The organism is Streptomyces sp. 142MFCol3.1 (assembly GCF_000424945.1).
GTDB lineage: Bacteria > Actinomycetota > Actinomycetes > Streptomycetales > Streptomycetaceae > Streptomyces > Streptomyces siamensis.
Window position 1 is genome coordinate 1 of sequence record NZ_AUKV01000044.1, and the last position, 22570, is coordinate 22570.

18 protein-coding genes and 2 rRNA genes are annotated in these 22570 nt (G+C 72.0%); 14 read left to right on the forward strand and 6 right to left on the reverse strand.

Going from position 1 to position 22570, the window contains the following annotated elements:
• Positions 1 to 260, forward strand: a 23S ribosomal RNA gene (locus H305_RS0138860); the annotation flags it as partial.
• A gap of 90 nt (positions 261 to 350) precedes the next feature.
• Positions 351 to 467 (forward strand): 5S ribosomal RNA (gene rrf, locus H305_RS0138865).
• Between the two features lie 445 nt (positions 468 to 912).
• On the opposite strand, the gene H305_RS48320 is transcribed toward rrf, so the two are convergent.
• Complete coding sequence (locus tag H305_RS48320) at positions 913 to 1797, reverse strand: hypothetical protein (protein WP_051371458.1); 885 nt, start codon at positions 1795 to 1797, stop codon at positions 913 to 915.
• 15 nt (positions 1798 to 1812) lie between these two features.
• Between H305_RS48320 and H305_RS0138875 the strand changes: the two genes are divergently transcribed.
• Entirely contained in the window at positions 1813 to 2691 is an 879-nt protein-coding gene (locus H305_RS0138875; RefSeq protein ID WP_028805214.1) for a tetratricopeptide repeat protein, read from the forward strand.
• Between the two features lie 103 nt (positions 2692 to 2794).
• Here the strand turns inward: H305_RS0138875 and H305_RS0138880 are convergent, their stop codons facing one another.
• Entirely contained in the window at positions 2795 to 4087 is a 1293-nt protein-coding gene (locus H305_RS0138880; RefSeq protein ID WP_028805215.1) for a DUF1015 domain-containing protein, read from the reverse strand.
• Between the two features lie 71 nt (positions 4088 to 4158).
• Here H305_RS0138880 and H305_RS0138885 point away from each other — a divergent pair, with 71 nt between their 5' ends.
• The 4 genes from H305_RS0138885 (at position 4159) to H305_RS48325 (ending at position 8332) form a co-directional block, all read left to right on the forward strand.
• Positions 4159 to 5226 (forward strand): HAD hydrolase-like protein, encoded by a 1068-nt coding sequence (locus H305_RS0138885; protein WP_028805216.1) that lies wholly within the window; start codon positions 4159 to 4161, stop codon positions 5224 to 5226.
• Between the two features lie 69 nt (positions 5227 to 5295).
• Positions 5296 to 6339: a FecCD family ABC transporter permease gene (locus H305_RS0138890; protein ID WP_078629461.1), complete on the forward strand. Its 1044-nt coding sequence runs from the start codon at positions 5296 to 5298 to the stop codon at positions 6337 to 6339.
• Between the two features lie 92 nt (positions 6340 to 6431).
• Positions 6432 to 7469: a FecCD family ABC transporter permease gene (locus tag H305_RS0138895; RefSeq protein WP_028805218.1), complete on the forward strand. Its 1038-nt coding sequence runs from the start codon at positions 6432 to 6434 to the stop codon at positions 7467 to 7469.
• Positions 7466 to 8332 (forward strand): ABC transporter ATP-binding protein, encoded by an 867-nt coding sequence (locus H305_RS48325; RefSeq protein WP_037766760.1) that lies wholly within the window; start codon positions 7466 to 7468, stop codon positions 8330 to 8332. Before H305_RS0138895 ends, H305_RS48325 begins: the two co-directional genes overlap by 4 nt.
• Positions 8333 to 8445: 113 nt before the next feature.
• Here H305_RS48325 and H305_RS0138905 read toward each other — a convergent pair whose 3' ends face one another.
• Positions 8446 to 8793 (reverse strand): SCP2 sterol-binding domain-containing protein, encoded by a 348-nt coding sequence (locus H305_RS0138905; RefSeq protein ID WP_028805219.1) that lies wholly within the window; start codon positions 8791 to 8793, stop codon positions 8446 to 8448.
• A 42-nt stretch (positions 8794 to 8835) separates the two neighbouring features.
• Between H305_RS0138905 and H305_RS0138910 the strand changes: the two genes are divergently transcribed.
• The 5 genes from H305_RS0138910 (at position 8836) to H305_RS0138930 (ending at position 14524) form a co-directional block, all read left to right on the forward strand.
• Positions 8836 to 9225, forward strand: a complete 390-nt coding sequence (locus H305_RS0138910; RefSeq protein WP_028805220.1) for a hypothetical protein — start codon at positions 8836 to 8838, stop codon at positions 9223 to 9225.
• Positions 9226 to 9232: 7 nt separating this feature from the next.
• Positions 9233 to 10048 (forward strand): TlyA family RNA methyltransferase, encoded by an 816-nt coding sequence (locus H305_RS0138915; protein WP_028805221.1) that lies wholly within the window; start codon positions 9233 to 9235, stop codon positions 10046 to 10048.
• Positions 10045 to 10950, forward strand: a complete 906-nt coding sequence (locus H305_RS0138920) for an NAD kinase (RefSeq protein WP_028805222.1) — start codon at positions 10045 to 10047, stop codon at positions 10948 to 10950. Before H305_RS0138915 ends, H305_RS0138920 begins: the two co-directional genes overlap by 4 nt.
• 190 nt (positions 10951 to 11140) lie before the next feature.
• Positions 11141 to 12859: a DNA repair protein RecN gene (gene recN, locus H305_RS0138925; RefSeq protein ID WP_037766762.1), complete on the forward strand. Its 1719-nt coding sequence runs from the start codon at positions 11141 to 11143 to the stop codon at positions 12857 to 12859.
• 528 nt (positions 12860 to 13387) lie between these two features.
• Entirely contained in the window at positions 13388 to 14524 is a 1137-nt protein-coding gene (locus H305_RS0138930) for a glycosyltransferase family 4 protein (RefSeq protein ID WP_028805224.1), read from the forward strand.
• Positions 14525 to 14543: 19 nt separating this feature from the next.
• On the opposite strand, the gene H305_RS0138935 is transcribed toward H305_RS0138930, so the two are convergent.
• The 3 genes from H305_RS0138935 to H305_RS0138945 form a co-directional block, all read right to left on the reverse strand.
• Positions 14544 to 16172: a PucR family transcriptional regulator gene (locus tag H305_RS0138935; protein ID WP_028805225.1), complete on the reverse strand. Its 1629-nt coding sequence runs from the start codon at positions 16170 to 16172 to the stop codon at positions 14544 to 14546.
• 129 nt (positions 16173 to 16301) lie between these two features.
• Positions 16302 to 17690, reverse strand: a complete 1389-nt coding sequence (locus H305_RS0138940; protein WP_028805226.1) for an FAD-binding oxidoreductase — start codon at positions 17688 to 17690, stop codon at positions 16302 to 16304.
• 89 nt (positions 17691 to 17779) lie between these two features.
• Entirely contained in the window at positions 17780 to 19588 is a 1809-nt protein-coding gene (locus H305_RS0138945; RefSeq protein ID WP_078629462.1) for a glycoside hydrolase family 15 protein, read from the reverse strand.
• A gap of 491 nt (positions 19589 to 20079) precedes the next feature.
• Here H305_RS0138945 and H305_RS0138950 point away from each other — a divergent pair, with 491 nt between their 5' ends.
• Both H305_RS0138950 and H305_RS0138955 read left to right on the forward strand, forming a co-directional pair.
• Positions 20080 to 21729 (forward strand): CTP synthase, encoded by a 1650-nt coding sequence (locus H305_RS0138950; protein ID WP_028805228.1) that lies wholly within the window; start codon positions 20080 to 20082, stop codon positions 21727 to 21729.
• Between the two features lie 97 nt (positions 21730 to 21826).
• A complete protein-coding gene (locus H305_RS0138955) occupies positions 21827 to 22453 on the forward strand; it encodes an NUDIX domain-containing protein (protein WP_028805229.1) in 627 nt (208 codons plus the stop codon).
• Positions 22454 to 22570: the final 117 nt, after the last annotated feature.

A 22570-nucleotide genomic window follows, 5' to 3' on the forward strand; every position in this document is an offset into this window, starting at 1 on the left:
AAGGGCTGTCCCTAGTACGAGAGGACCGGGACGGACGAACCTCTGGTGTGCCAGTTGTCCTGCCAAGGGCATGGCTGGTTGGCTACGTTCGGGAGGGATAACCGCTGAAAGCATCTAAGCGGGAAGCCTGCTTCGAGATGAGGACTCCCACCCACTTGATGGGGTAAGGCTCCCAGTAGACGACTGGGTTGATAGGCCAGATCTGGAAGCGCCGTAAGGCGTGGAGGTGACTGGTACTAATAGGCCGAGGGCTTGTCCTCAGTTGCTCGCGTCCACTGTGTTGGTTCTGAAACCACGAACAACCCCGTAGTCGGGCCACGGCTATGGTGCGGTTGACAGTTTCATAGTGTTTCGGTGGTCATAGCGTGAGGGAAACGCCCGGTTACATTTCGAACCCGGAAGCTAAGCCTTACAGCGCCGATGGTACTGCAGGGGGGACCCTGTGGGAGAGTAGGACGCCGCCGAACAATCTTTGGAGGACCTCTGGTCTCAGCGACTCGCTGGGACCAGAGGTCCTTTTTTGTTTTTCCGAAGCGCGTCGGGTACCCGACTGCGCGAGAATGACTTGCGGTACCGAAGACAGGAGTCACCATGTCCCCCAACTCTCCCGATGAGCGTCCGGAGCGCGACCAGCGCCGCCGGGACAGTGGTGACCGCGGCGGCTACCGTGGCGGCCCGCGCCGCGACAATGACCGTGGCGGCTACGGCCGGCGCGATGACCGACGCGATGACCGCCGAGGCGACGACCGCCGAGGCGACGACCGCGGCGGATACCGCCGCGACGACAGCCGTGACAGCGGTGGCTCCCGAGCCCGCGACGACCGTCGCGACGGCGACCGCGGTGGCGACCGCGGCGGGCGCCCGCCGTACCGCCGCGATGACCGGCCCAGTGGGCCTCGTCGCGACGACCGGTCAAGTGGGCCTCGTCGCGACGACCGCGACCGTGACCGTGGTTTCCGCAGGGAGGGGGACCGTCCGGCGTACCGCCGTGACGACCGTCCCGGTGGCCCGCGCCGTGACGACGACCGCGGTGGCTACGGCCGCCGTGACGACCGCCGGGACAGCGGCGACCGAGGTGATCGCGGTGGTTTCCGCCGTGACGACAGCCGTGGTGGCGACTTCCGTCGTGACGAGCGTCGTGACGAGCGGCCGGCCTACCGTCGCGACGACCGCAGGGACGACCGGCGTGACGACCGCCGCGGCGACGACCGCGGTGGTTTCCGTCGCGACGACCGTGACCGTGGTTTCCGCAGGGAGGGGGACCGTCCGGCGTACCGCCGTGACGACCGTCCCGGTGGCCCGCGCCGCGACGACGACCGCGGTGGCTACGGCCGCCGTGACGACCGCGGTGGTTTCCGCCGTGACGACAGCCGTGGTGGCGACTTCCGTCGTGACGAGCGTCCGGCCTACCGTCGCGACGACCGTCGTGACAGTGGCGACCGTGGTGATCGCGGTGGTTTCCGCCGTGACGACAGCCGTGGTGGCGACTTCCGTCGTGACGAGCGTCGTGACGAGCGGCCGGCCTACCGTCGCGACGACCGCAGGGACGACCGGCGTGACGACCGCCGCGGCGACGACCGCGGTGGCTTCCGTCGCGACGACCGCCGGGACAGTGGCGACCGTGGACGCGGTGGCCCGCGTCGTGACGACCGGGGCGGACGCCCCGGCGGCTTCGGCGGTCGCGACGACCGCAGGGGTGGCGACGACCGGCGCGGCGGCGGCCGCTACCGCGAGGAGCGGGACCGCGACCGCGAGCCGATCAAGCGGCTCCCGATCCCTGACGACGTCACGGGCCACGAGATCGACAAGGACGTGCAGCAGGAGCTCCAGAGCCTGCCGAAGGGCCTTGCTGAGGACGTCTCGCGCAACCTGGTGATGGTCGCCCGGCTCATCGACGAGGACCCCGAGAGCGCGTACGCGTACTCGAAGATCGCGCTGCGGCTGGCCTCGCGCGTCGCCGCCGTTCGTGAGGCGGCAGGCTTCGCCGCGTACGCCAACCAGAAGTTCAGCGAGGCGCTCGCCGAGTTCCGCGCCGCGCGGCGGATGACCGGCAGCGTGGAGCTGTGGCCCGTCATGGCGGACTGCGAGCGCGGCCTCGGACGGCCCGAGAAGGCGCTGGACATGGCCGGTGCCCCCGAGGTGCAGAAGCTGGACAAGGCCGGTCAGGTCGAGATGCGTCTCGTGGCGGCCGGTGCGCGCCGCGACATGGACCAGCTGGACGCCGCGATCGTGACCCTCCAGAGCCCGGAACTGGCCTCGAACTCCGTGCAGCCGTGGACGGCGCGCCTGCGCTACGCGTACGCCGACGCGCTCCTCGCGGCCGGCCGCGAGGACGAGGCCCGTGAGTGGTTCGCGAAGGCCGTCGAGTCCGACAAGGACGGCAGCACCGACGCATCCGACCGGCTCGCCGAGCTCGACGGTGTCGAGTTCGTCGACGTGCTCGTCGAGGACGAGAACGAGGACGAGAACGAGGACGAGGACGGGGCCAAGACGGCCGCGACGCAGGCGGAGGCCGAGGCCGAAGAGACGGCCGGGACCGCTTCCGACGTCGACGAAGACCTCGACGCCGACCTTGACGCCGACTTCGAGGACGAGGACGAGGACGACGAGGCCGAGTCGGCCCCCGACGCGCGGCCGGAGGACGGCAGCGACGCGGCGGACTCCGACAGCGGCGAGACCCCGCGCGGCTGACACCCCGCCCCGCCCCGCGACAGCGGGGCGGACGGCGCACGACATGCACGGGCGGCGGGACTCCTTCCGGAGTCCCGCCGCCCGTGGGCGTTTTCGCGTGGGTTCAGCGGGCCAGTGCCCGCAGCACCAGCCCTGAGGCAGGCTTCGGCCCGAACGACGTCGACTTGCGGGGCATCTTGACCCCCTGGCGCGCGAGGTCGCGTACGACCTCCTCGCGGACCGGATGCATCAGGACGGCTGTCCCGCCGTCGCGTTCCGCCTTCTCGACCGTGGCGGTCGTGTCGTGGATGTACGCGATGTGCGCGGGCGAGTCCTCCGGGATGGCCCAGATGTGGTCGAGGAGCGTGGCGTGCAGGACGGTCGCGTCGAGGGTGCGCCACGCCTCGGGGCGGTCGGCCGGGATCGTCCGGGCGAGGAGGGCCGAGTCCGGGCGGTCGAGCAGGTGGAACGCGCCGTCGCCCGCCAGGAGGAAGGCGTTCCCGTCGGCGGCGGCCACCGCCAGGGCCTTCAGCGCCTCGGGGAGGGGCGCGTCGAGGTGGCGTACGCGGAAGGAGTCCCCGAGCACGGCCAGGGCGTCGGGCACGGGCAACTGGTGCAGCAGGCGGTGGATGGCGCGGACCCGCAGCGGATAGCGCGCCGTGTCCACCAGCAGTACGAGACCGAAGTCCCAGGGGCTGGGGGAGGGATGTTCGGCGCGCACACGCAGGTAGGTGGCCCAGCGGTGGTGGCCGTCGGCGATGAGCGCCTGGTGGTGGCCGAGATCTGTCTGGATCTCGGCCAGTTCGGCCGGATCGGTGACCGCCCACAGCCGGTGGCCGATGCCGTCCTCGGTGACGGTCGCGAGGAGCGGCGGGAGTTCGGCCGTCCGCTCGATGACCGCGGCCGTGCCCACGCGGGAACCGTTGCCCCGGTAGGTCAGGAGCAGCGGTTCGAGATTGGCGGAGGTGGCGCGCATCAGGGCCGCGCGGTCCGCGACGACGTGCGGCATGACGTCCTCGTGCGGGAGGACGACCCCTTCCGAGGGCTCCGAGAGGCGCAGGGCGCCGATGACCCCGCGCTGCAGATGGTCGCCGTCGCGCTGTTCGTAGACGTACAGGCCAGGCTCGGAGTCGGTCGTCAGTACGCCCTCGGACAGCCAGCGGCTCAGGGTCTCGGCCGCCTGCCGGTTGCGGGCTTCGGGGGTGACGTCCTGGGGGAGGATCAGCCGGACGATGTTGTGGGGGTCGGCGGACTCGAGTTCGATCAGCCCGTCGGGCCGCACGATGACGTCGTACGGCGGGGACGTCACGGCGGCCAGGCTGCCGACCCGGTCGCGGTCGTAGCGCAGGCCCCGGAACGGGGTCAGTTCGAGGCCGCTGCGCGCCGGTGTTTCCTCCGCGGGACCTGCATAGTTCATTGGGGCATCGTAAGTGTGTCGAGGCATGAGCGATGATCGGGGGAAAGTGGTCGAACGAGGAGCGATACGCAATGAGCCAGACCGTCCGGACCCGGCCCAAGGGCAGTGACCAGGCATTGAGCGAGGCGTACGACACCGCTCTGCTCGATTTGGACGGAGTGGTCTATGCGGGTGGCGCGGCGATCGCGCACGCCGTGGAATCGCTCGGTAGGGCCCGCTCCGGAGGCATGCATCTCGCGTACGTCACGAACAACGCGCTCAGGACACCGGAGGCGGTGGCCGAGCATCTGACCGAGCTGGGGACGGACACCGGCGCCGCCGATGTGATCACCTCGGCGCAGGCCGTGGCACGGCTCATCAGCGAGCAGGTGCCCGCCGGTGCGCGCGTGCTGGTCATCGGCGGTGACGGGCTTCGGGTCGCGCTGCGCGAACGCGGACTGGAGCCGGTGGAATCCGCCGACGACGACCCGGCGGCGGTCGTCCAGGGATACGGCGGGCCGGACCTGCCCTGGGGTCGCTTCGCGGAGGCGTGCTACGCCATCGCGCGCGGCGTGCCGTGGTTCGCGTCCAACACGGATCTGACCATCCCGAGCGCCCGGGGCATCGCCCCCGGTAACGGCGCGGCGGTCGAGGTGGTCCGTATCGCCACGGGTGCCGAGCCGCAGGTGGCGGGCAAGCCGCTGCCCCCGATGCACCGCGAGACGATCCTGCGGACCGGGGCGAAGCGCCCGCTGGTGGTCGGGGACCGGCTGGACACGGACATCGAGGGCGCGGTCAACGGCGACGTGGACTCGCTGCTCGTGCTGACCGGCGTGACGGACGGCGCACAGCTCCTCGCGGCGCCGCCGCAGCACCGGCCGACGTACGTGGACACGGATCTGCGCGGTCTGCTCACCGGCCAGCCCGAGGTCGTCGAGGTGGGCGAGGGCTTTTGCTGCGGTGGCTGGACGGCGACGGCCCGCCCGTCGAGCGGCTCCTCAGGGAGGGCACAGACGGGCGACTCGGGGAGGCTGGAGCTGGAGGGCGACGGCGAGCCCGTCGACGGGCTGCGGGCGCTGTGCGCCGCGGCGTGGACGGCGGCCGGCGAGGGCACCTGCGCACTGGACGGCGGGAAGGCGCTGGCCAGACTGGGGCTGTGAGCAGGCGTTGCCCCGACGGGTTCTGACGGGGGATCGAGACGCGATGAGAGGGTAGGCTAACCTAACCTCGTGTTGGTCGACAGTCCTCCCGAACAGCGCGCGGAATCCGCCCCCGCGCCCCCGAACCGCCGGACGATACGTGCCTTTGGGCTCCTTGCCTCTGCCGGGATCCTGGTGCTCGTCGCCCTGGTGAGCATCGCGGTCGGCGCGAAAGCGCTGCCGCTGGACCAGGTCTGGCACGGCCTGTTCCAGGACTCGGGGACGTACGCCGACGTCGTGGTGCGTGACCGGATGTCCCGTACCGTGCTCGGCCTGCTCGTCGGCGCCGCGCTGGGGCTGTCGGGTGCCGTACTCCAGGCGCTCACCCGAAACCCTCTGGCGGACCCAGGACTGCTGGGCATCAACGCGGGCGCGTCCGCGGCGGTCGTCACCGCGATCACGTACTTCGGGGTCACGAGCCTGAGCGGCTACGTCTGGTTCGCCTTCTTCGGCGCGGCGGCCGTCGGAGCGCTGGTCTGGTTCCTCGGCGGCAGCCGCGGCGCGACCCCGGCGCGGCTCGCGCTCGCAGGCACGGCCATCAGCGCCGCGCTCTACGGCTATCTCCAGGCCGTGATGATCATGGACGGCGCGGCGCTCGGCAGGATGCGCTTCTGGACGGTCGGATCGCTCGCCTCGGCCACCGACTCGACCATCAGGCAGGTGCTGCCGTTCCTGGTGGTCGGCACGGTCGCCGCGCTGGCCCTCGCCCGGCCGCTGAACGCGGTCGCGATGGGGGACGACACGGCCCGCGCGCTCGGCGCCAACCTGAACCGGACCCGCGCACTGTCCATGGCAGCCGCCACCGTGCTGTGCGGCGCCGCGACCGCAGCCTGCGGGCCGATCGTGTTCGTCGGGCTGATGGTCCCGCACGTCGTACGGTCCTTCACCGGCCCCGACCTGCGCTGGATCCTGCCGTACGCCACGGTCCTGTCGCCCGTGCTCTTGCTCGGCGCCGATGTCGTCGGACGGCTGGTCGCCCGGCCGGCGGAGCTCCAGGTCGGCATCGTCACCGCCGTCCTGGGCGGCCCGGTCTTCATCCTTCTCGTACGGCGACGGAGGACGGCACAGCTGTGAAGAACACAGGCAACCCGGCCTCCTTGCGGAACACCGCGAACAACACCGGCACTCCGGCCCCTGCGCAGAGGAGCGGCGACGCGGCCCCGGGCATCCGGGGTGTCCGCGCCGTCCGCGCACGCGGCGGCCTCTCCGTCCGGTTCGACGTCCGGGCGTTCACCGTAGTCGTCCTGCTGCTGGTGGCCGCACTCGGTGCGAGCGTGGTGCTGATCGGCACCGGCGACTTCCCGATCCCGGCCGCGGACGTGCTCAGGACGCTGTTCGGCGACCAGGACCCCGGCCGGGAGTTCATCGTCAACGACCTGCGCCTGCCGCGCGTCCTCGTCGGCCTGCTCGTCGGTGCCTCCCTCGGCCTCGGCGGAGCGCTCTTCCAGGCCGTCTCCCGCAACCCGCTGGGCAGCCCGGACGTGCTCGGCCTCGGCCAGGGCTCGACAGCCGGCGCCCTCATCATGATCGTGCTCTTCTCGGGAAGCGCGGACCAGGTGGCGCTGGGGGCGCTCGTCGGCGGGCTCGTCACCGGCCTCGCCATCTACCTGCTCGCCTGGAAGCGGGGCGTGCACGGCTACCGGCTGGTCCTGGTCGGCATCGGCGTCTCCGCGATCGTCACCGCCGTCAACGGCTATCTGCTGACCGAGGCGGACATCGTCGACGCGGCCCGCGCGGTCGTCTGGATGACGGGTTCCCTCAACGGCCGTGACTGGGAGCAGGTGTGGCCGCTGCTCGTCCTGTGCGCGGTCCTCGTCCCGCTCGTCCTGGCCAACGCCCGCGGGCTGCGCATGATGGAGATGGGCGACGACGTCTCGAACGCGCTCGGGGTGCGCGTCGAGCGGACACGACTGCTGCTGATGCTCGCCGCCGTACTGCTGACCGCGGGCGCCACCGCCGCCGCCGGCCCCGTCGGCTTCGTGGCACTCACCGCGCCGCAGCTCGCGCGGCGGCTGACCCGCTCCCCCGGACCCAACCTGGTGCCGTCCATGTGCATGGGAGCGACGCTGCTGATCGTCGCGGACTGGGCCTCGCAGCGGGCCTTCGGCACGGACCAGCTGCCCGTCGGTGTGGTCACCGGCGTGCTCGGCGGCGTGTACCTGCTGTGGCTCCTGGTCACCGAGCGCAAGGCGGGACGCATATGAGCGCCGGCGGACCGGACATGAACAACCAGAGGAGCACTGTGAACCGCCTGTCCGCCGACGACGTCACCCTCGGCTACGACCAGCGCGTCATCGCGGAGAAGCTGTCGGTGGAGATCCCCGACAACTCCTTCACCGTCGTCGTCGGCCCGAACGCCTGCGGGAAGTCGACGCTCCTGCGCGCCCTGTCGCGGATGCTGAAGCCCACCCGCGGCCGGGTGCTCCTCGACGGCCAGGTCATCCAGTCGATGCCCGCCAAGAAGGTGGCTCGCACGCTCGGGCTGCTGCCGCAGTCGTCGATCGCCCCCGACGGGATCACGGTCGCCGACCTGGTCGGCCGGGGCCGCTACCCGCACCAGGGGCTGCTGCGGCAGTGGTCGGCGGAGGACGAGCGGGTGGTCCAGGAGTCCATGGCGTCGACCGGTGTCGCCGAACTCGCGGACCGCTACGTCGACGAACTCTCCGGCGGCCAGCGGCAGCGCGTGTGGATCGCGATGGCACTCGCCCAGCAGACCCCCCTGCTGCTCCTGGACGAGCCGACGACCTACCTCGACATCCAGCACCAGATCGACGTGCTCGACCTGTGCGCGCAACTCCACGAGGAGCAGGGCCGCACCCTCGTCGCGGTCCTGCACGACCTCAATCACGCGGCCCGGTACGCCACCCACCTCATCGCCCTGCGCGGTGGCGAGGTCATCGCCGAGGGGGCCCCGAACGACATCGTGACGGCCGAGCTGGTCGAGCAGGTCTTCGGACTGCGCTGCCAGGTCATCGAGGACCCGGAGACGGGGACTCCGCTGGTGGTGCCGGCGGCCCGCAGGGCACGCCGGGCGACAGCGGCCGCCGCGGCCGCCGAAGGTGCCTGAGAGAAGTGTCCTGGGCCCGGCCGGGCCGCGAACGGCCACAGGCCGGGACCGGCCGCGATGGCCGCGAGCCCGGACGCGCCGCGATGGCTGCGGGCCCGGACGCGCCGCGACGGCTAGAGGAGGGACCGGAGCCGGAACAGGTCCCGCAGACCGGCCTCCAGCCGTACCCGGCCCGAACCCCAGGCTTTCGCGAAGTTCAGCTCGCCGTTCACCATCGACACCAGGTCGTCGCCGCTCATCGTGAGCCGTATCTGGGCTCGCTCGCGCGGCGTGCCCGGCAGCGTGTCGAGGACCTCGATCCGGCCGTCCTCGAGGCGGCCCACGAAGGTGATGTCGAGGTCGGTGATACGGCAGCTGAGCGAGCGGTTCAGGGCCGCCGCGCTGCGTACGTCCCCCTGGGCGCCCGCCAGGTTGTCAGAGAGCTTGTCGAGTGCGGTGCGGCACTCCTCAATCGTCGCCATCGCGATCGACGTTACCGCAGCGCTTCGCGGTAGCGTCGGGGCATGAGCGAGTCAGTTCCCGAGGCCGGGGCCCCGGCACAGCCGGCGGCCGTGGAGCCCGCGCCGCAGGTGACGATGCCCGAGAGCGACCCGTCCGGCGTGCCGTCCCGGACGGCCGGACCCGAGGGCGAGGAGGCGCGGGACACCGTCCCCGACGCCGAACCCGCGTACGATCCCGCCGCCCCGGCCCCGCTGGACGTCCCCCGCACCCCGACCGGCAACGCCGACGTGGACGCCCAGCTGGACCGGCTGACCGACGCCGACCACCTCGCCACGGACGGACACGTCGAGGTGTACGAGGATGTACACCGGGGGCTGCGCGACGCGCTCACCGCGCTCGACGCCCGCCCGGGACCTCCGGCGCCCCCGACGACGTATGGCACTAGGAGCTGAACCGAACGTGGCAGGAGTGGCACGCCGCCGCCTCGACGCCGAGCTGGTCCGCCGGAAGCTCGCACGCTCGCGCGAGCACGCGAGCCAGCTGATCGCCGCGGGAAGGGTCACCGTCGGCAAGACACTCGCGACCAAACCCGCGACTCAGGTGGAGACCGCGGCCGCGATCGTGGTCACCCAGGACGACAGCGACCCCGACTACGTCTCACGCGGCGGGCACAAGCTCGCCGGCGCCCTGGAGGCGTTCGTACCGCAGGGGCTGAAGGTCACAGGACGGCGGGCGCTGGACGCCGGCGCGTCCACCGGGGGCTTCACCGATGTCCTGCTGCGAGCGGGCGCCGCCCATGTCATCGCCGTCGACGTGGGATACGGACAACTCGCCTGGTCTCTGCAGAGCGATGAACGCGTCACCGTCAAAGACCGTACGAACGTACGCGAGTTGACGTCGGAGGCGATCGATGGGGAGCCCGTGGACCTAGTTGTCGGGGATCTGTCCTTCATCCCGCTCGGCCTGGTGCTGCCCGCCCTGGTGCGGTGCGCGGCGCCGGACGCCGATCTGGTGATGATGGTCAAGCCGCAGTTCGAGGTGGGGAAGGAACGGCTGGGGAGCGGCGGTGTCGTCCGCAGCCCCGAACTGCGCGCCGAGGCCGTGCGCGCGGTGGCCGGACGAGCCCGGGAGCTGGGGCTCGGAGTGAAGGGTGTGACCGCCAGCCCACTGCCCGGACCCTCGGGCAATGTCGAGTACTTTCTGTGGCTGCGTGCCGGGGCACCCGAACTCGACCCGGCTGACGTTGACCGAGCAGTGGCGGAGGGGCCGCGTTGACACAGACCCGAGCTCGTACTGTTTTCCTGCTGGCCCACACGGGGCGGCCGGCGGCCATCCGCAGCGCCGAGCTGGTCGTCCAGGGGCTGCTGCGCTCCGGAATCGGCGTACGGGTCCTGGAGGCGGAGGCGGCCGACCTGCCGCTGCCCGGCGAGGTGGAGCTGATCGGGGAGGCGACGCCGCAGTGTCTCGACGGCTGCGAGCTGCTCATCGTCCTCGGGGGTGACGGCACGCTGCTGCGCGGCGCGGAGTTCGCCCGAGCCTCCGGGGTGCCCATGCTCGGAGTCAACCTCGGCCGCGTCGGCTTCCTCGCGGAGGCCGAGCGGGACGACCTCGACAAGGTCGTCGACCGTGTCGTCACCAAGGCGTACGAGGTCGAGGAGCGCATGACCGTGGACGTCGTCGTGCACCGCAACGGCGACATCGTGCACACGGACTGGGCGCTCAACGAGGCCGCCGTGCAGAAGGTGTCCGCCGAGAAGCTCCTCGAAGTCGTCCTGGAGATCGACGGGCGGCCCGTGACCGGCTTCGGCTGCGACGGCATCGTCTGCGCGACCCCGACGGGCTCCACGGCCTACGCCTTCTCCGCGGGCGGGCCCGTCGTGTGGCCGGAGGTGGAGGCGCTGCTCATGGTGCCCATCAGCGCGCACGCGCTGTTCGCCAAACCCCTCGTCACCTCGCCGGACTCCGTGCTCGCCGTGGAGGTGCTGCCGCACGTCCCGCCGGGTGTCCTGTGGTGCGACGGCCGACGGACCGTGGAGCTGCCGCCCGGGGCCCGTGTGGAGGTGCGGCGGGGCGCCGTGCCGGTACGACTCGCACGGCTGCACCACGCGTCCTTCACCGACCGGCTCGTGGCGAAGTTCGCGCTGCCGGTCTCGGGGTGGCGGGGAGCCCCTCACTAGGCGCGCGCAGGGCCTGCCACACGCGTGCGGCGGGCCCTTCGTCCGTGCGACGGACCGCCCGGAAACCCACTCCCGCGGGTGACAAGGGCGCCTTTGCGGTCCCTTGTCACCTGCGTCTTCGCTCCGGCGGGGCGGGGCCCGTCGCACACACGGGCTCCGACCTCGTAAGGTCGTGTCCGTGTTGGAGGAGATGCGGATACGGTCGCTCGGAGTCATCGACGACGCCGTCGTCGAGCTGTCGCCCGGCTTCACCGCCGTGACCGGTGAGACCGGTGCGGGCAAGACGATGGTGGTCACCAGCCTCGGGCTGCTGCTGGGCGGGCGCGCGGACCCGGCCCTCGTACGGATCGGCGCGAAGAACGCGGTCGTGGAGGGGCGGATCGCCGTACCCGCCGGTGGGACCGCCCTCGTGCGGGCCGAGGAGGCCGGGGCGGAGCTCGACGACGGAGCCCTGCTCATCAGCCGTACCGTTTCCGCGGAGGGACGTTCACGGGCGCACCTCGGCGGACGCTCGGTACCGGTGGGCGTCCTCGCGGAGCTCGCCGACGAGCTCGTCGCCGTGCACGGCCAGACCGACCAGCAGGGGCTGCTCAAGCTGTCCCGGCAGCGGCAGGCGCTCGACCGGTACGCCGGGGACGCCGTCGCGGGGCCGCTCGCCAAGTACGCGGGCGCCTACCGGCGGCTGCGGGCCGTCTCGGTGGAGCTGGAAGAGATCACCACGCGAGCGCGCGAGCGGGCCCAGGAAGCCGACATGCTCCGCTTCGGACTCGACGAGATCGCGGCTGTCGAGCCGCGGGCCGGCGAGGACGTCGAGCTGGCCGCCGAGGCCGAGCGTCTCGGCCACGCGGAGGCGCTGGCCTCGGCCGCCACCGCCGCGCACGCCGCGCTGGCGGGCAATCCCGAGGACCCCGAGGGGATCGACGCCACCACGCTCGTCGCGGGCGCCCATCGGGCGCTGGAGGCCGTGCGGTCCCACGACTCCGCGCTCGCCACCCTCTCCGGGCGCATCGGCGAGATCGGGATCCTGCTCGGCGACGTCGCGGGTGAGCTGGCCGGATACGCCGACGACCTCGACGCCGACCCGCTGCGGCTCGCCGCGGTCGAGGAGCGCCGCGCCGCGCTCACCCAGCTGACCCGGAAATACGGCGAGGACATCGCCGCCGTGCTCGCGTGGGCCGAACAGGGCGCCGCGCGGCTCACCGAACTCGACGGCGACGACGAGCGGATCGACGAACTGACCGCCGAACGGGACGCCTTGCGCACCGAACTGGGCGGACTCGCACAGGCCTTGACCGACGCCCGTACGGAGGCGGCCGCACGGTTCGCCGCCGCCGTCACCGCCGAACTGGCCTCGCTCGCCATGCCGCACGCGCGCGTGTCCTTCGACATCCGGCAGACGGACGACCCGGACGGAGTGGAGCTCGGCGGGCGCACCGTCTCGTACGGCCCCGCGGGCGTCGACGAGGTCGAGCTGCTGCTCGCCCCCCACCCCGGTGCGCCCCCCAGGCCCATCGCCAAGGGCGCTTCGGGCGGTGAACTCTCGCGCGTGATGCTCGCCGTCGAGGTGGTCTTCGCGGGCACGGACCCGGTCCCGACCTATCTGTTCGACGAGGTGGACGCCGGCGTCGGCGGCAAGGCGGCGGTGGAGATCGGACGCCGGCTCGCCAAGCTCGCCAGGACCGCCCAGGTCGTGGTCGTGACGCACCTGCCGCAGGTGGCGGCGTTCGCCGACCGGCAGCTGCTCGTCGAGAAGACCAACGACGGGTCGGTCACCCGGTCCGGAGTGAAGGTCCTGGAGGGCGAGGAGCGGATCCGCGAACTGTCCCGGATGCTCGCCGGACAGGAGGACTCGGAGACGGCGCGGGCCCACGCGGAGGAACTGCTCGCGACGGCGCGCGCCGACGGCTAGGCGGGGGCCGTTCGGATCGGCCCGGGTCCACGACGCCCGGCACGGGACCTCGCCGCGTCGCCCCCCCGGGGCTTACGCCGTGGGGCCTTTCGCCGCCGCGGGTCTCCCCGTGGCGGGATCGCCCGATCGCCACGGCACGTCCTGGGCGTTCCGTGCCGAGTCCGGCCCGCGCGGCCACCGCCGCCCTCGTCGGTGCGGCCGGGCCGTACGCGGGACTTCGGGCGCGTTGGGGGGTATGGCGGCGTGAACATGCTGGCGCGCGCTTTGCGGAGAGGTCGGCGCACCCCCGCCAACCCCTCCCACATGCAGGGGACTTCTCACCCGTGTGAGTGATCGGCCTCGGCGAGTCGCCCCGCCCGCCGCGCCCCGCACCGGCGACGGTCCCGGAACACCCGTACGGCCTGGCATCCTTGGCGGAGTACGCGAAGTCCGCGGAGCACGCGGAGCGCGCCGTGCGTCACACTCCCGCACGAACCTTCTGTACGTTTCTTCGTGACCGTCCGACGCCGAACCAGGAGCCCCGGCCGCGTGACCCACGTGAGCAGCCACCCGCCGCACGGACAGTCCGCCCTGTGCACCGTGCAGGTGCTCGGCGGCGGGAGCGCGGGCAGCAGCGCGCACGTGCGGTCGCTCGCCGCCGGCCTGGTGGCCCGAGGGGTACGCGTCACGGTGTGCGCTCCCATCGAGGCCGACCGGACGTACGGCTTCACGCACGTGGGCGCGCAGCACGTGCCCGTGCCGCGCAGCAGCGACCCCGCCTCCGTGGCCGCGCTGCGGGCGGCGTGCGCGGACGCCGATCTGGTCCACGCGCACGGACTGCACGCCGCGCTGCGGGCGACGCTGGCCCTCAGCGGACTGCGCGTACCGCTCGTCGTCACCTGGCACACGCGCGCGCACGCCGAGGGAGCCCGGGCCCATCTGCTGCGGCTCCTGGAGCGGAGGGTCGCCCGGACCGCCGCCGTGGTGCTGGGCACCTCCTCCGATCTGGTGGACCGGGCGCGCAGAAGGGGCGCCCGCGACGCACGGCTCGCCGCCGTCGCCCTGCCTGCACCCCGCACCCGGGAGGAGCCGCAGGACCCCGACCTCTCACCGCTCAAGGTGCGGGCCGAACTCGGCGCCACCGAACGCCCGTTGCTCATGGCGGTCGGCTCGCTCGACCGGCACCGCGGCTACGGCGTCCTGCTGGACGCGGCACGCTCCTGGCGCCGCCTCGATCCCGTGCCGCTGCTCGTCGTCGCGGGGGAGGGACCGCTGCGGGCGGTGCTCCAGCGGCGGATCGAGGACGAAGAGCTGCCCGCCCGCCTGATCGGACGTCGCGGTGACGTCGCGGACCTCCTCTCGGCCGCCGATCTCGTACTGCTGCCCAGCAGTTGGGAGTCACGCTCGGTCCTCGCGCAGGAGGCCCTGCACGCGGGTGTGCCGCTGGTCGCCACCGCGGTCGGCGGCATCCCCGAACTCGTCGGCGACGCCGCCGAACTCGTCCCGTACGGCGACGCGGACGCTCTCGCCGACGCGGTGGTGCGCCTGCTCGGCGACCCCGCACGCCGGGAACTCCTGAAGGAGCGGGGCCTCCGGCAGGCCGCCGGCTGGCCGACCGAGGACGAGACGGTGGCCCAAGTGCTCACCGTCTACGACGAGTTGACGCAGACCCAACCACTCGCCTGAGCCCCGCGGCACGGCCCGGTCACGGGACGTGGCGGCGGGCCCGCAGCGCCAGGCTCAACGCCATGACCGTCTGCGGGTCGTCCAGGTCCGTGCCAAGCAACTCGCCGATCCTGGCGAGGCGGTTGTAGAGGGTCTGCCGGTTCAGATGCAGCTCGCGGGCGGTCTCCGCCTTGCGGCCCGCGTGCGCCAAGTAGGTCTCCAGCGTGGGCAGCAGAGGCGGCTTGGAGCGGTTGTCGTGGTCGCGCAGCGGGCCGATCGCGCGGTCCACGAAGGCCGCCAGGTCCGGATGGTCGCGCAGCCGCCACAGCAGGAGGTCGATGTCCAGGCGGCGCGCGTCGTACCAGGGGCGGTCCGACAGGCCCTGCGCCGCCGTCGCCGTCTCCGCGGCGTGCCGCAGACCGGCCGAGGCGGCGGCCCAGCCGCCCGCGACGCCGACGACCACCACCGGCGGCTGTGCGCCGGGCCGTTGCATGCCCGCGCGTTCCACACCGGCCCGCAGCGCCGCGGCGACCCGGTCCGCCACCGCCGGGCGTTCGGACTCCGAGCGCAGGCCCACGAGCAGCGGCACACGGCCCTCGACGGGGCGCACACCGAGCAGCAGGGGGACTCCGACCGACGCCAGCTCCTCGGCGACCGCGCGGGCCAGGACCGCCCAACCGCCGCCGGGGGAGGGGCCGTCGGCGAGACGCATCACGACCGGGAGGAGCGGCCCGGCACCGGGCTTGAAGCCGAGCACCCGGGCCTGCGCGGGCGCGTCCTCGGCCGCGATACGGCCCTCGGCGAGATCGGTGAGGAAGTCGCCGCGCCCGCGCGCCGCGAGCTCCTCCTCCTGGCGGGCCTGCATCAGTACGACGGCCAGGATGCCGGCGGCCCGCTCCGCCGCGATCCGGTGCACCGGGGCGACAGGGTTGCCGACCGGCAGCAGAACGAGACGTGCCCGCACCGAGCCCGAGCCGGGGCCGCCCCCGGGCACGTCCACGAGCGTCGTACCGGCGGGCGGCTCCTCCTTGTGCTGGCCGCGCAGGCCCTCCCACACCTGGAGCGGGTCGGCGCCGGCGGACTTCGTCCCGGCGGCGTACAGCAGCTGTCCGTCCGCCGTCTCCAGGAAGACCGGGTCGCCGCTGAAGTCCGCCAGGATGTCCAGGACCTGGGGCACACCGCCGCCGCCGAGGAGTGCCTCCGTGCAGCGCCGGTGCACCTCCTCGGCCTGCTGGAGCAGCGCGTAGTGGCCGTTGACGATCTCGGTGTGCACCTCCTCCGTGACCGTCACGAACGGGACTTCGCGGTGCAGCTGGACCAGCGGGAGACCGGCGGCCCGTGCCGTGTCGACGAGCGCGGAGGGCAGCCGGGTGAAGCGTGGTCCCAGCTCCACGACGAGCGCGGCGATACCGCGCTCGGCGAGGGTGCGGACGAAAGCACGCTGGTCCGCGGGGCGGGTGCCGAGCCCGTATCCCGTCGTCAGGAGCAGTTCGCCGCCCTTGAGCAGCGAGGCGATGTTCGGGACCTCGCCCGCGTGCACCCAGCGCACGGTGCGCTGCAGGCGGTCGGCTCCGGCGAGGATCTCCGGCAGTCCGCTGCGCAGTCCGGGCAGCTCGAGGGCCCGCTGCACGGTGATGCCGGCGCCCTGGGTGTCGTAACGGCTGTCCATACGGCGGACGCTACCCGTGGATGCGTTCCGGGGGCATCCTCCGGGGCTTCGGGAAGCTCCGCAGGACCGGCCTCGGCAGGCGCCGCGGGACCGGTCGGAGGGTGCCGGGTCCGGCGCCGGCCGCCGTGCTCACTGTGCCACGGGCCTGATGTTGTGGTTGAAACGGAAGACGTTGTCGGGGTCCCACGAGGCCTTCACGGCGCCCAGACGTCTGAGGTTCTCGGCACCCAGACCGGCCACGATCCGGTCCGCGCCCTCGTCGCCGATGAAGTTGAGGTAGACGGCGCCGGTGCTCCAGGGCCGTACGCTCTCCCGGACCTCCCTGACCCAGTCGATGCACCGTTCGTCGTCGGCGGGGTCCTCCCAGATGCCGAAGGGGTGCACCACCCAGGGCGCGTCCCGGTACGGCACCGGATATCCGGCGGGCCCGGTGGCGATCGCGCCGCCCTGCGGGAACAGCACGTGCTGGGTTCCCGTGGGCACGGGCACCCTCTCGCCGAGGGAGTGGAAGACGTCGAGCATGGCGTCGGGGGCCGCCGCCATGTACTCCGCGGACCAGTAGTTGCGCATGTCGGGAGGGTCGTCGAACATCGTCTGGAACTCCGCGTACGGCACGGCCGTCACGATCTCCGCCTCGTGCGGCAGCGCCAGCAGCGGCTGGGCGACCTTGCGCAGATCGTCCTGGCCGCCCGTGTAGGTCACCACGGCGGCGAGCAGCCGCGTGCCCACCAGATGGGCGGGGACGAAGTCCTCCGGGGGGCCGGTCAGGTAGAGGATGCCGCCGCCCGCCTCCTGCGGGCCGGTCGTGATGATCTCGCGGTAGGTACGCAGTACGTCGGGCCCGTGCTCGGGGAGGAAGATCACCAGGGCGAAGGAGAACTCGGGCAGCTCGTGCAGGTGCAGGGTGAGCGCGGTGGCGACACCGAAATTCCCGCCGCCCCCGTGCAGCGCCCAGAACAGTTCCGGGTTCTCGTCGCGGCTCGCGCGGACGGCCGCACCGTCCGCGGTGACGAGCTCCACACCGAGCAGATTGTCGATGGCGAGGCCGAACGCCCGGTCCAGCCAGCCGGTGCCGCCGCCCAGCACGAAGCCGCCGACGCCGGTCGTGGATGCGCGGCCCCCGGTGGTCGCCATGTGGTGGGGCTGGGTGGCGGTGTCCATGTCCCGCATCGTGGCGCCGCCCTGGATGCGTACGCTCGCCGATCCGGGGTGCACCGTGACCTCGTGCATCCGCCGCAGGTCGATCACCAGGGCGGCGTCTCCGAGGGCCATGCCCGCCACGCTGTGCCCGCCGCCGCGGACCGCGACCGCCAGGTCCAGGTCCCGAGCGAAGCGGACCGAGCGGATCACGTCGGCCTCGTTCTCGCACTGGGCGATCACGGCGGGCCGCCGGTCGATCATCGCGTTGAAGACGACCCGGGCTTCGTCGTAGCCCGGATCGTCCGGGGTGATGACCTCGCCGCTCAGATCCGTGCGGAGCGCGGCGAGCGCCGCGCCCGCCTTCGAAAGGGGAGCCATCGCAGCCGCCCCCTTTCCGGCAGGGGACAGGACTGCTTCAAGCGTAGGAGGGTACGGCGGATCCCTCCTGTTCGGCGGGGTGCGCCGGGTCAGCCGCCGTACGCTCCCGAGGCCGTCAGGCGCAGTGCCGTGTCGATCAGGGGGACGTGGCTGAACGCCTGCGGGAAGTTCCCCACCTGGCGCTGCAGGTTCGGGTCCCACTCCTCGGCGAGCAGCCCGAGGTCGTTGCGCAGGGCCAGCAGGCGTTCGAACAGCTTGCGGGCCTCGTCGACCCGGCCGATCATCGCGAGGTCGTCGGCCATCCAGAACGAGCAGGCGAGGAAGGCGCCCTCGTCGCCCTCCAGACCGTCCACGCCCGCGTCCTCACCGGCGGTCGGGTAGCGCAGGATGAACCCGTCCGGGGTGGACAGCTCGCGCTGGATCGCCTCGATCGTGCCGATCACCCGCTTGTCGTCCGGCGGCAGGAAGCCCATCTGCGGGATCAGCAGCAGCGAGGCGTCCAGCTCCCTGGAGCCGTACGACTGCGTGAACGTGTTGCGCTCCTTGTCGTAGCCCTTCTCGCACACGTCCCGGTGGATGTCGTCGCGCAGTTCGCGCCACTTCTCCAGCGGACCGTCCGCGTCACCGGACTCGATGAGCTTGATGGTGCGGTCGACGGCGACCCAGGCCATCACCTTGGAGTGCACGAAGTGCCGGCGCGGACCTCGTACCTCCCAGATGCCCTCGTCGGGCTGGTCCCAGTGGTCCTCCAGGTAGCGGATCAGCTTCAACTGGAGCAGCGAGGCGTAGTCGTTGCGGGACAGGCCCGTCATGTGGGCCAGGTGCAGGGCCTCGGTGACCTCGCCGTACACGTCGAGCTGGAGCTGGTGCGCGGCGCCGTTGCCCACGCGGACCGGCATCGAGTTCTCGTACCCGGGGAGCCAGTCGAGTTCCGCCTCACCCAGCTCGCGCTCGCCCGCGATGCCGTACATGATCTGCAGGTTCTCCGGGTCGCCCGCGACGGCGCGCAGCAGCCATTCGCGCCAGGCGCGCGCCTCCTCGCGGTAGCCGGTGCGCAGCAGCGAGGAGAGGGTGATCGCGGCGTCGCGCAGCCACGTGTACCGGTAGTCCCAGTTGCGTACGCCGCCGATCTCCTCCGGGAGCGAGGTCGTCGGGGCGGCGACGATCCCGCCCGTCGGCGCGTACGTCAGGGCCTTCAGCGTGATCAGCGAGCGGACCACGGCTTCGCGGTAGGGCCCGTGGTACGTGCACTGCTCGACCCAGTCGCGCCAGAACTCCTCGGTGGCCACCAGGGACTGCTCCGGCTCGGGCAGCGCGGGCGGCTCCTTGTGCGAGGGCTCCCACGAGATGGTGAACGCGATCCGGTCGCCCGGCGCCACGGTGAAGTCGGCGTACGTGGTCAGCGCCTTGCCGTAGGTCTCGCAGGCCGTGTCGAACCACACCGAGTCGGGTCCCGCGACGGCGACGGTGCGTCCCTCGTGCTTGTGCACCCAGGGGACCACTCGGCCGTACGAGAAACGCATCCGCAGCGCGGAGCGCATCGGCACCCGGCCGGTGACACCCTCGACGATCCGGATCAGCTGCGGCGCGCCGTCACGCGGGGGCATGAAATCGGTCACCCGGACCGTGCCCCGCGGGGTGTCCCACTCGGATTCGAGGATCAGCGAGTCGCCACGGTACCTGCGGCGTGCGGCCGTGGGCGGTTCGGCGTCGGCCGCGTGCGCCGGGCCGAGCCGCCAGAACCCGTGTTCCTCCGTGCCGAGCAGCCCCGCGAAGATGGCATGCGAGTCGAAGCGGGGCAGGCACAGCCAGTCGACTGTGCCGTCCCGGCAGACCAGCGCAGCTGTCTGCATGTCTCCGATGAGTGCGTAGTCCTCGATGCGCCCGGCCACGTGCATCTCCAGTCGAACGGCCACGTCGCCCCCCGTCAGGGGCGGTCGCTCTTGCGGTCAGGGGAACGTATGTAATGCGAAGCGTCTGTTGTTGCGGAACGTCGGTGTTGCGCCGCTGCGGAACGTCAATTGTCGGTGCGATTGTCGTTGCGAAACGAACTGACGAGCTCTCTTTGTTCCGGGATACAGGCGGGGATGGTGCCGTGTGCCGGCCGGGCTCGGCAGCGAGTGTCCGAGCAGGATACGACGCACCTGGAAGATCCGCGTGCCGCTCACGGCAACCCGGGTGGGCCGATCGAGTGAGGGCTGTGCGGGCTCTGTGCCCAGGTGTGCGCGGAGCGTGGCCGGAAGCGGTCCTGTTCTGTCGCTGATACCCTGGTAGCCCGTGGACCGGTGGGCAAGAAACCCCCGAACCGCAGCGACGGCACCTCCGGAAATCTCCGGACCCCACGCCGGCACGCACCCCAGACCGCGACCACGGGAGCCCCCCTTTGGCCATGCCGCCCAAATCCACGACGACCAAGCACATCTTCGTCACCGGGGGTGTCGCCTCCTCCCTCGGCAAGGGCCTCACCGCTTCCAGCCTGGGCGCGCTGCTCAAGGCGCGGGGCCTTCGGGTCACCATGCAGAAGCTCGACCCGTACCTGAACGTCGACCCCGGCACCATGAACCCGTTCCAGCACGGTGAGGTGTTCGTCACCAACGACGGCGCCGAGACCGACCTGGACATCGGTCACTACGAGCGCTTCCTCGACGTGGACCTGGACGGCTCGGCCAACGTCACCACCGGTCAGGTGTACTCGACGGTGATCGCCAAGGAGCGGCGCGGCGAGTACCTGGGCGACACCGTGCAGGTCATCCCGCACATCACCAACGAGATCAAGCACCGCATCCGCCGTATGGCCACCGACGACGTCGACGTCGTCATCACCGAGGTCGGCGGCACGGTCGGCGACATCGAGTCCCTGCCGTTCCTGGAGACGGTCCGCCAGGTGCGTCACGAGGTCGGCCGCGACAACGTCTTCGTCGTGCACATCTCGCTCCTTCCCTACATCGGCCCGTCCGGGGAGCTGAAGACGAAGCCGACGCAGCACTCGGTTGCGGCGCTGCGCAACATCGGTATCCAGCCGGACGCGATCGTGCTGCGCGCCGACCGCGAGGTGCCCACCGCGATCAAGCGCAAGATCTCGCTGATGTGCGACGTCGACGAGGCGGCCGTGGTCGCGGCCATCGACGCCAAGTCGATCTACGACATCCCGAAGGTCCTGCACACCGAGGGCCTGGACGCGTACGTCGTGCGCAAGCTGGACCTGCCCTTCCGCGACGTGGACTGGACGACCTGGGACGACCTGCTCGACCGCGTCCACAACCCGCTTCACGAGATCAACCTGGCCCTGGTCGGCAAGTACATCGACCTGCCCGACGCCTACCTCTCGGTCACCGAGGCGCTGCGCGCCGGCGGCTTCGCCAACAAGGCCCGCGTGAAGATCAAGTGGGTCACCTCCGACGACTGCAAGACCCCGGCGGGCGCCGCGAAGCAGCTCGGCGACGTCGACGCCATCTGCATCCCCGGCGGCTTCGGCGACCGCGGCGTCCTGGGCAAGGTGGGCGCCATCCAGTACGCCCGCGAGAACAAGATCCCGCTGCTGGGCCTCTGCCTCGGCCTCCAGTGCATCGTGATCGAGGCCGCGCGCAACCTGGCCGACATCCCGGACGCCAACTCCACCGAGTTCGACTCCGGCACCGCGCACCCGGTCATCTCCACCATGGCCGAGCAGCTCGACATCGTCGCCGGCGAGGGCGACATGGGCGGCACCATGCGCCTGGGCATGTATCCGGCCAAGCTCGCCGAGGGCTCCATCGTGCGCGAGGTGTACGACGGCAAGGAGTACGTCGAGGAGCGCCACCGTCATCGCTACGAGGTGAACAACTCCTACCGCGCCGAGCTGGAGAAGAAGGCCGGTCTGCAGTTCTCCGGCACCTCCCCGGACGGCAAGCTGGTCGAGTACGTCGAGTACCCGCGCGACGTCCACCCGTACCTGGTCGCCACCCAGGCCCACCCCGAGCTGCGCTCCCGCCCGACCCGCCCGCACCCGCTGTTCGCGGGCCTGGTCAAGGCGGCCGTGGCACGCAAGACGGGCAAGTGACACAAGGGTTGTACGGTGACCGGGGTGCGCGTCTTGCGAGGTGCGCGCCCCGGTCCGTCACAGGACCGGATCTTTCGCACGTGTGGGAGGACAGGCCATGACGATCAAGGACACCGCCGAGGAGTGGGAGGTCCGGGCGACCGAGACCCCGTTCAAGGGCAACAAGACCTCGGTGCGCACCGACGACGTGGTCATGCCCGACGGCTCGGTGGTCCGCCGCGACTACCAGGTCCACCCCGGGTCCGTGGCCGTCCTCGCCCTCGACGAGGAGGACCGCGTCCTGGTCATCCGCCAGTACCGCCACCCCGTGCGCCACAAGCTCTGGGAGATCCCCGCGGGCCTGCTCGACATCCCCGGTGAGAACCCGCTGCACGCCGCGCAGCGCGAGCTCTACGAAGAGGCGCACGTCAAGGCCGAGGACTGGCGCGTGCTGACCGACGTCTACACCACTCCCGGCGGCTGCGACGAGGCCGTGCGGATCTTCCTCGCCCGCGACCTCTCCGAGGCGGAGGGCGAGCGTTTCGAGGTCGAGGACGAAGAGGCCGACATGGAGCTGGCCCGGGTGCCCCTCGTGGACCTCCTCCGCGGTGTGCTCGGCGGTGACCTGCACAACAACTGTCTCGTCGTCGGCGTCCTCTCGCTGATCGCCGCACGGCAGGGCGACGGCCTCGACGCGCTGCGCCCGGCCGAGGCGCCCTGGCCCGCGCGCCCCTTCGAGGTCTGACGTCCGCCCACGCGGGTTCCCGTCGCCGCGCGCGGCACGTCGCCAGTCCTACGATCGCCTGATCCGATCGGGGGACGTGTCCGCCGCGCTCCGCACGGTTGGTCGCAGAGCGTGAAC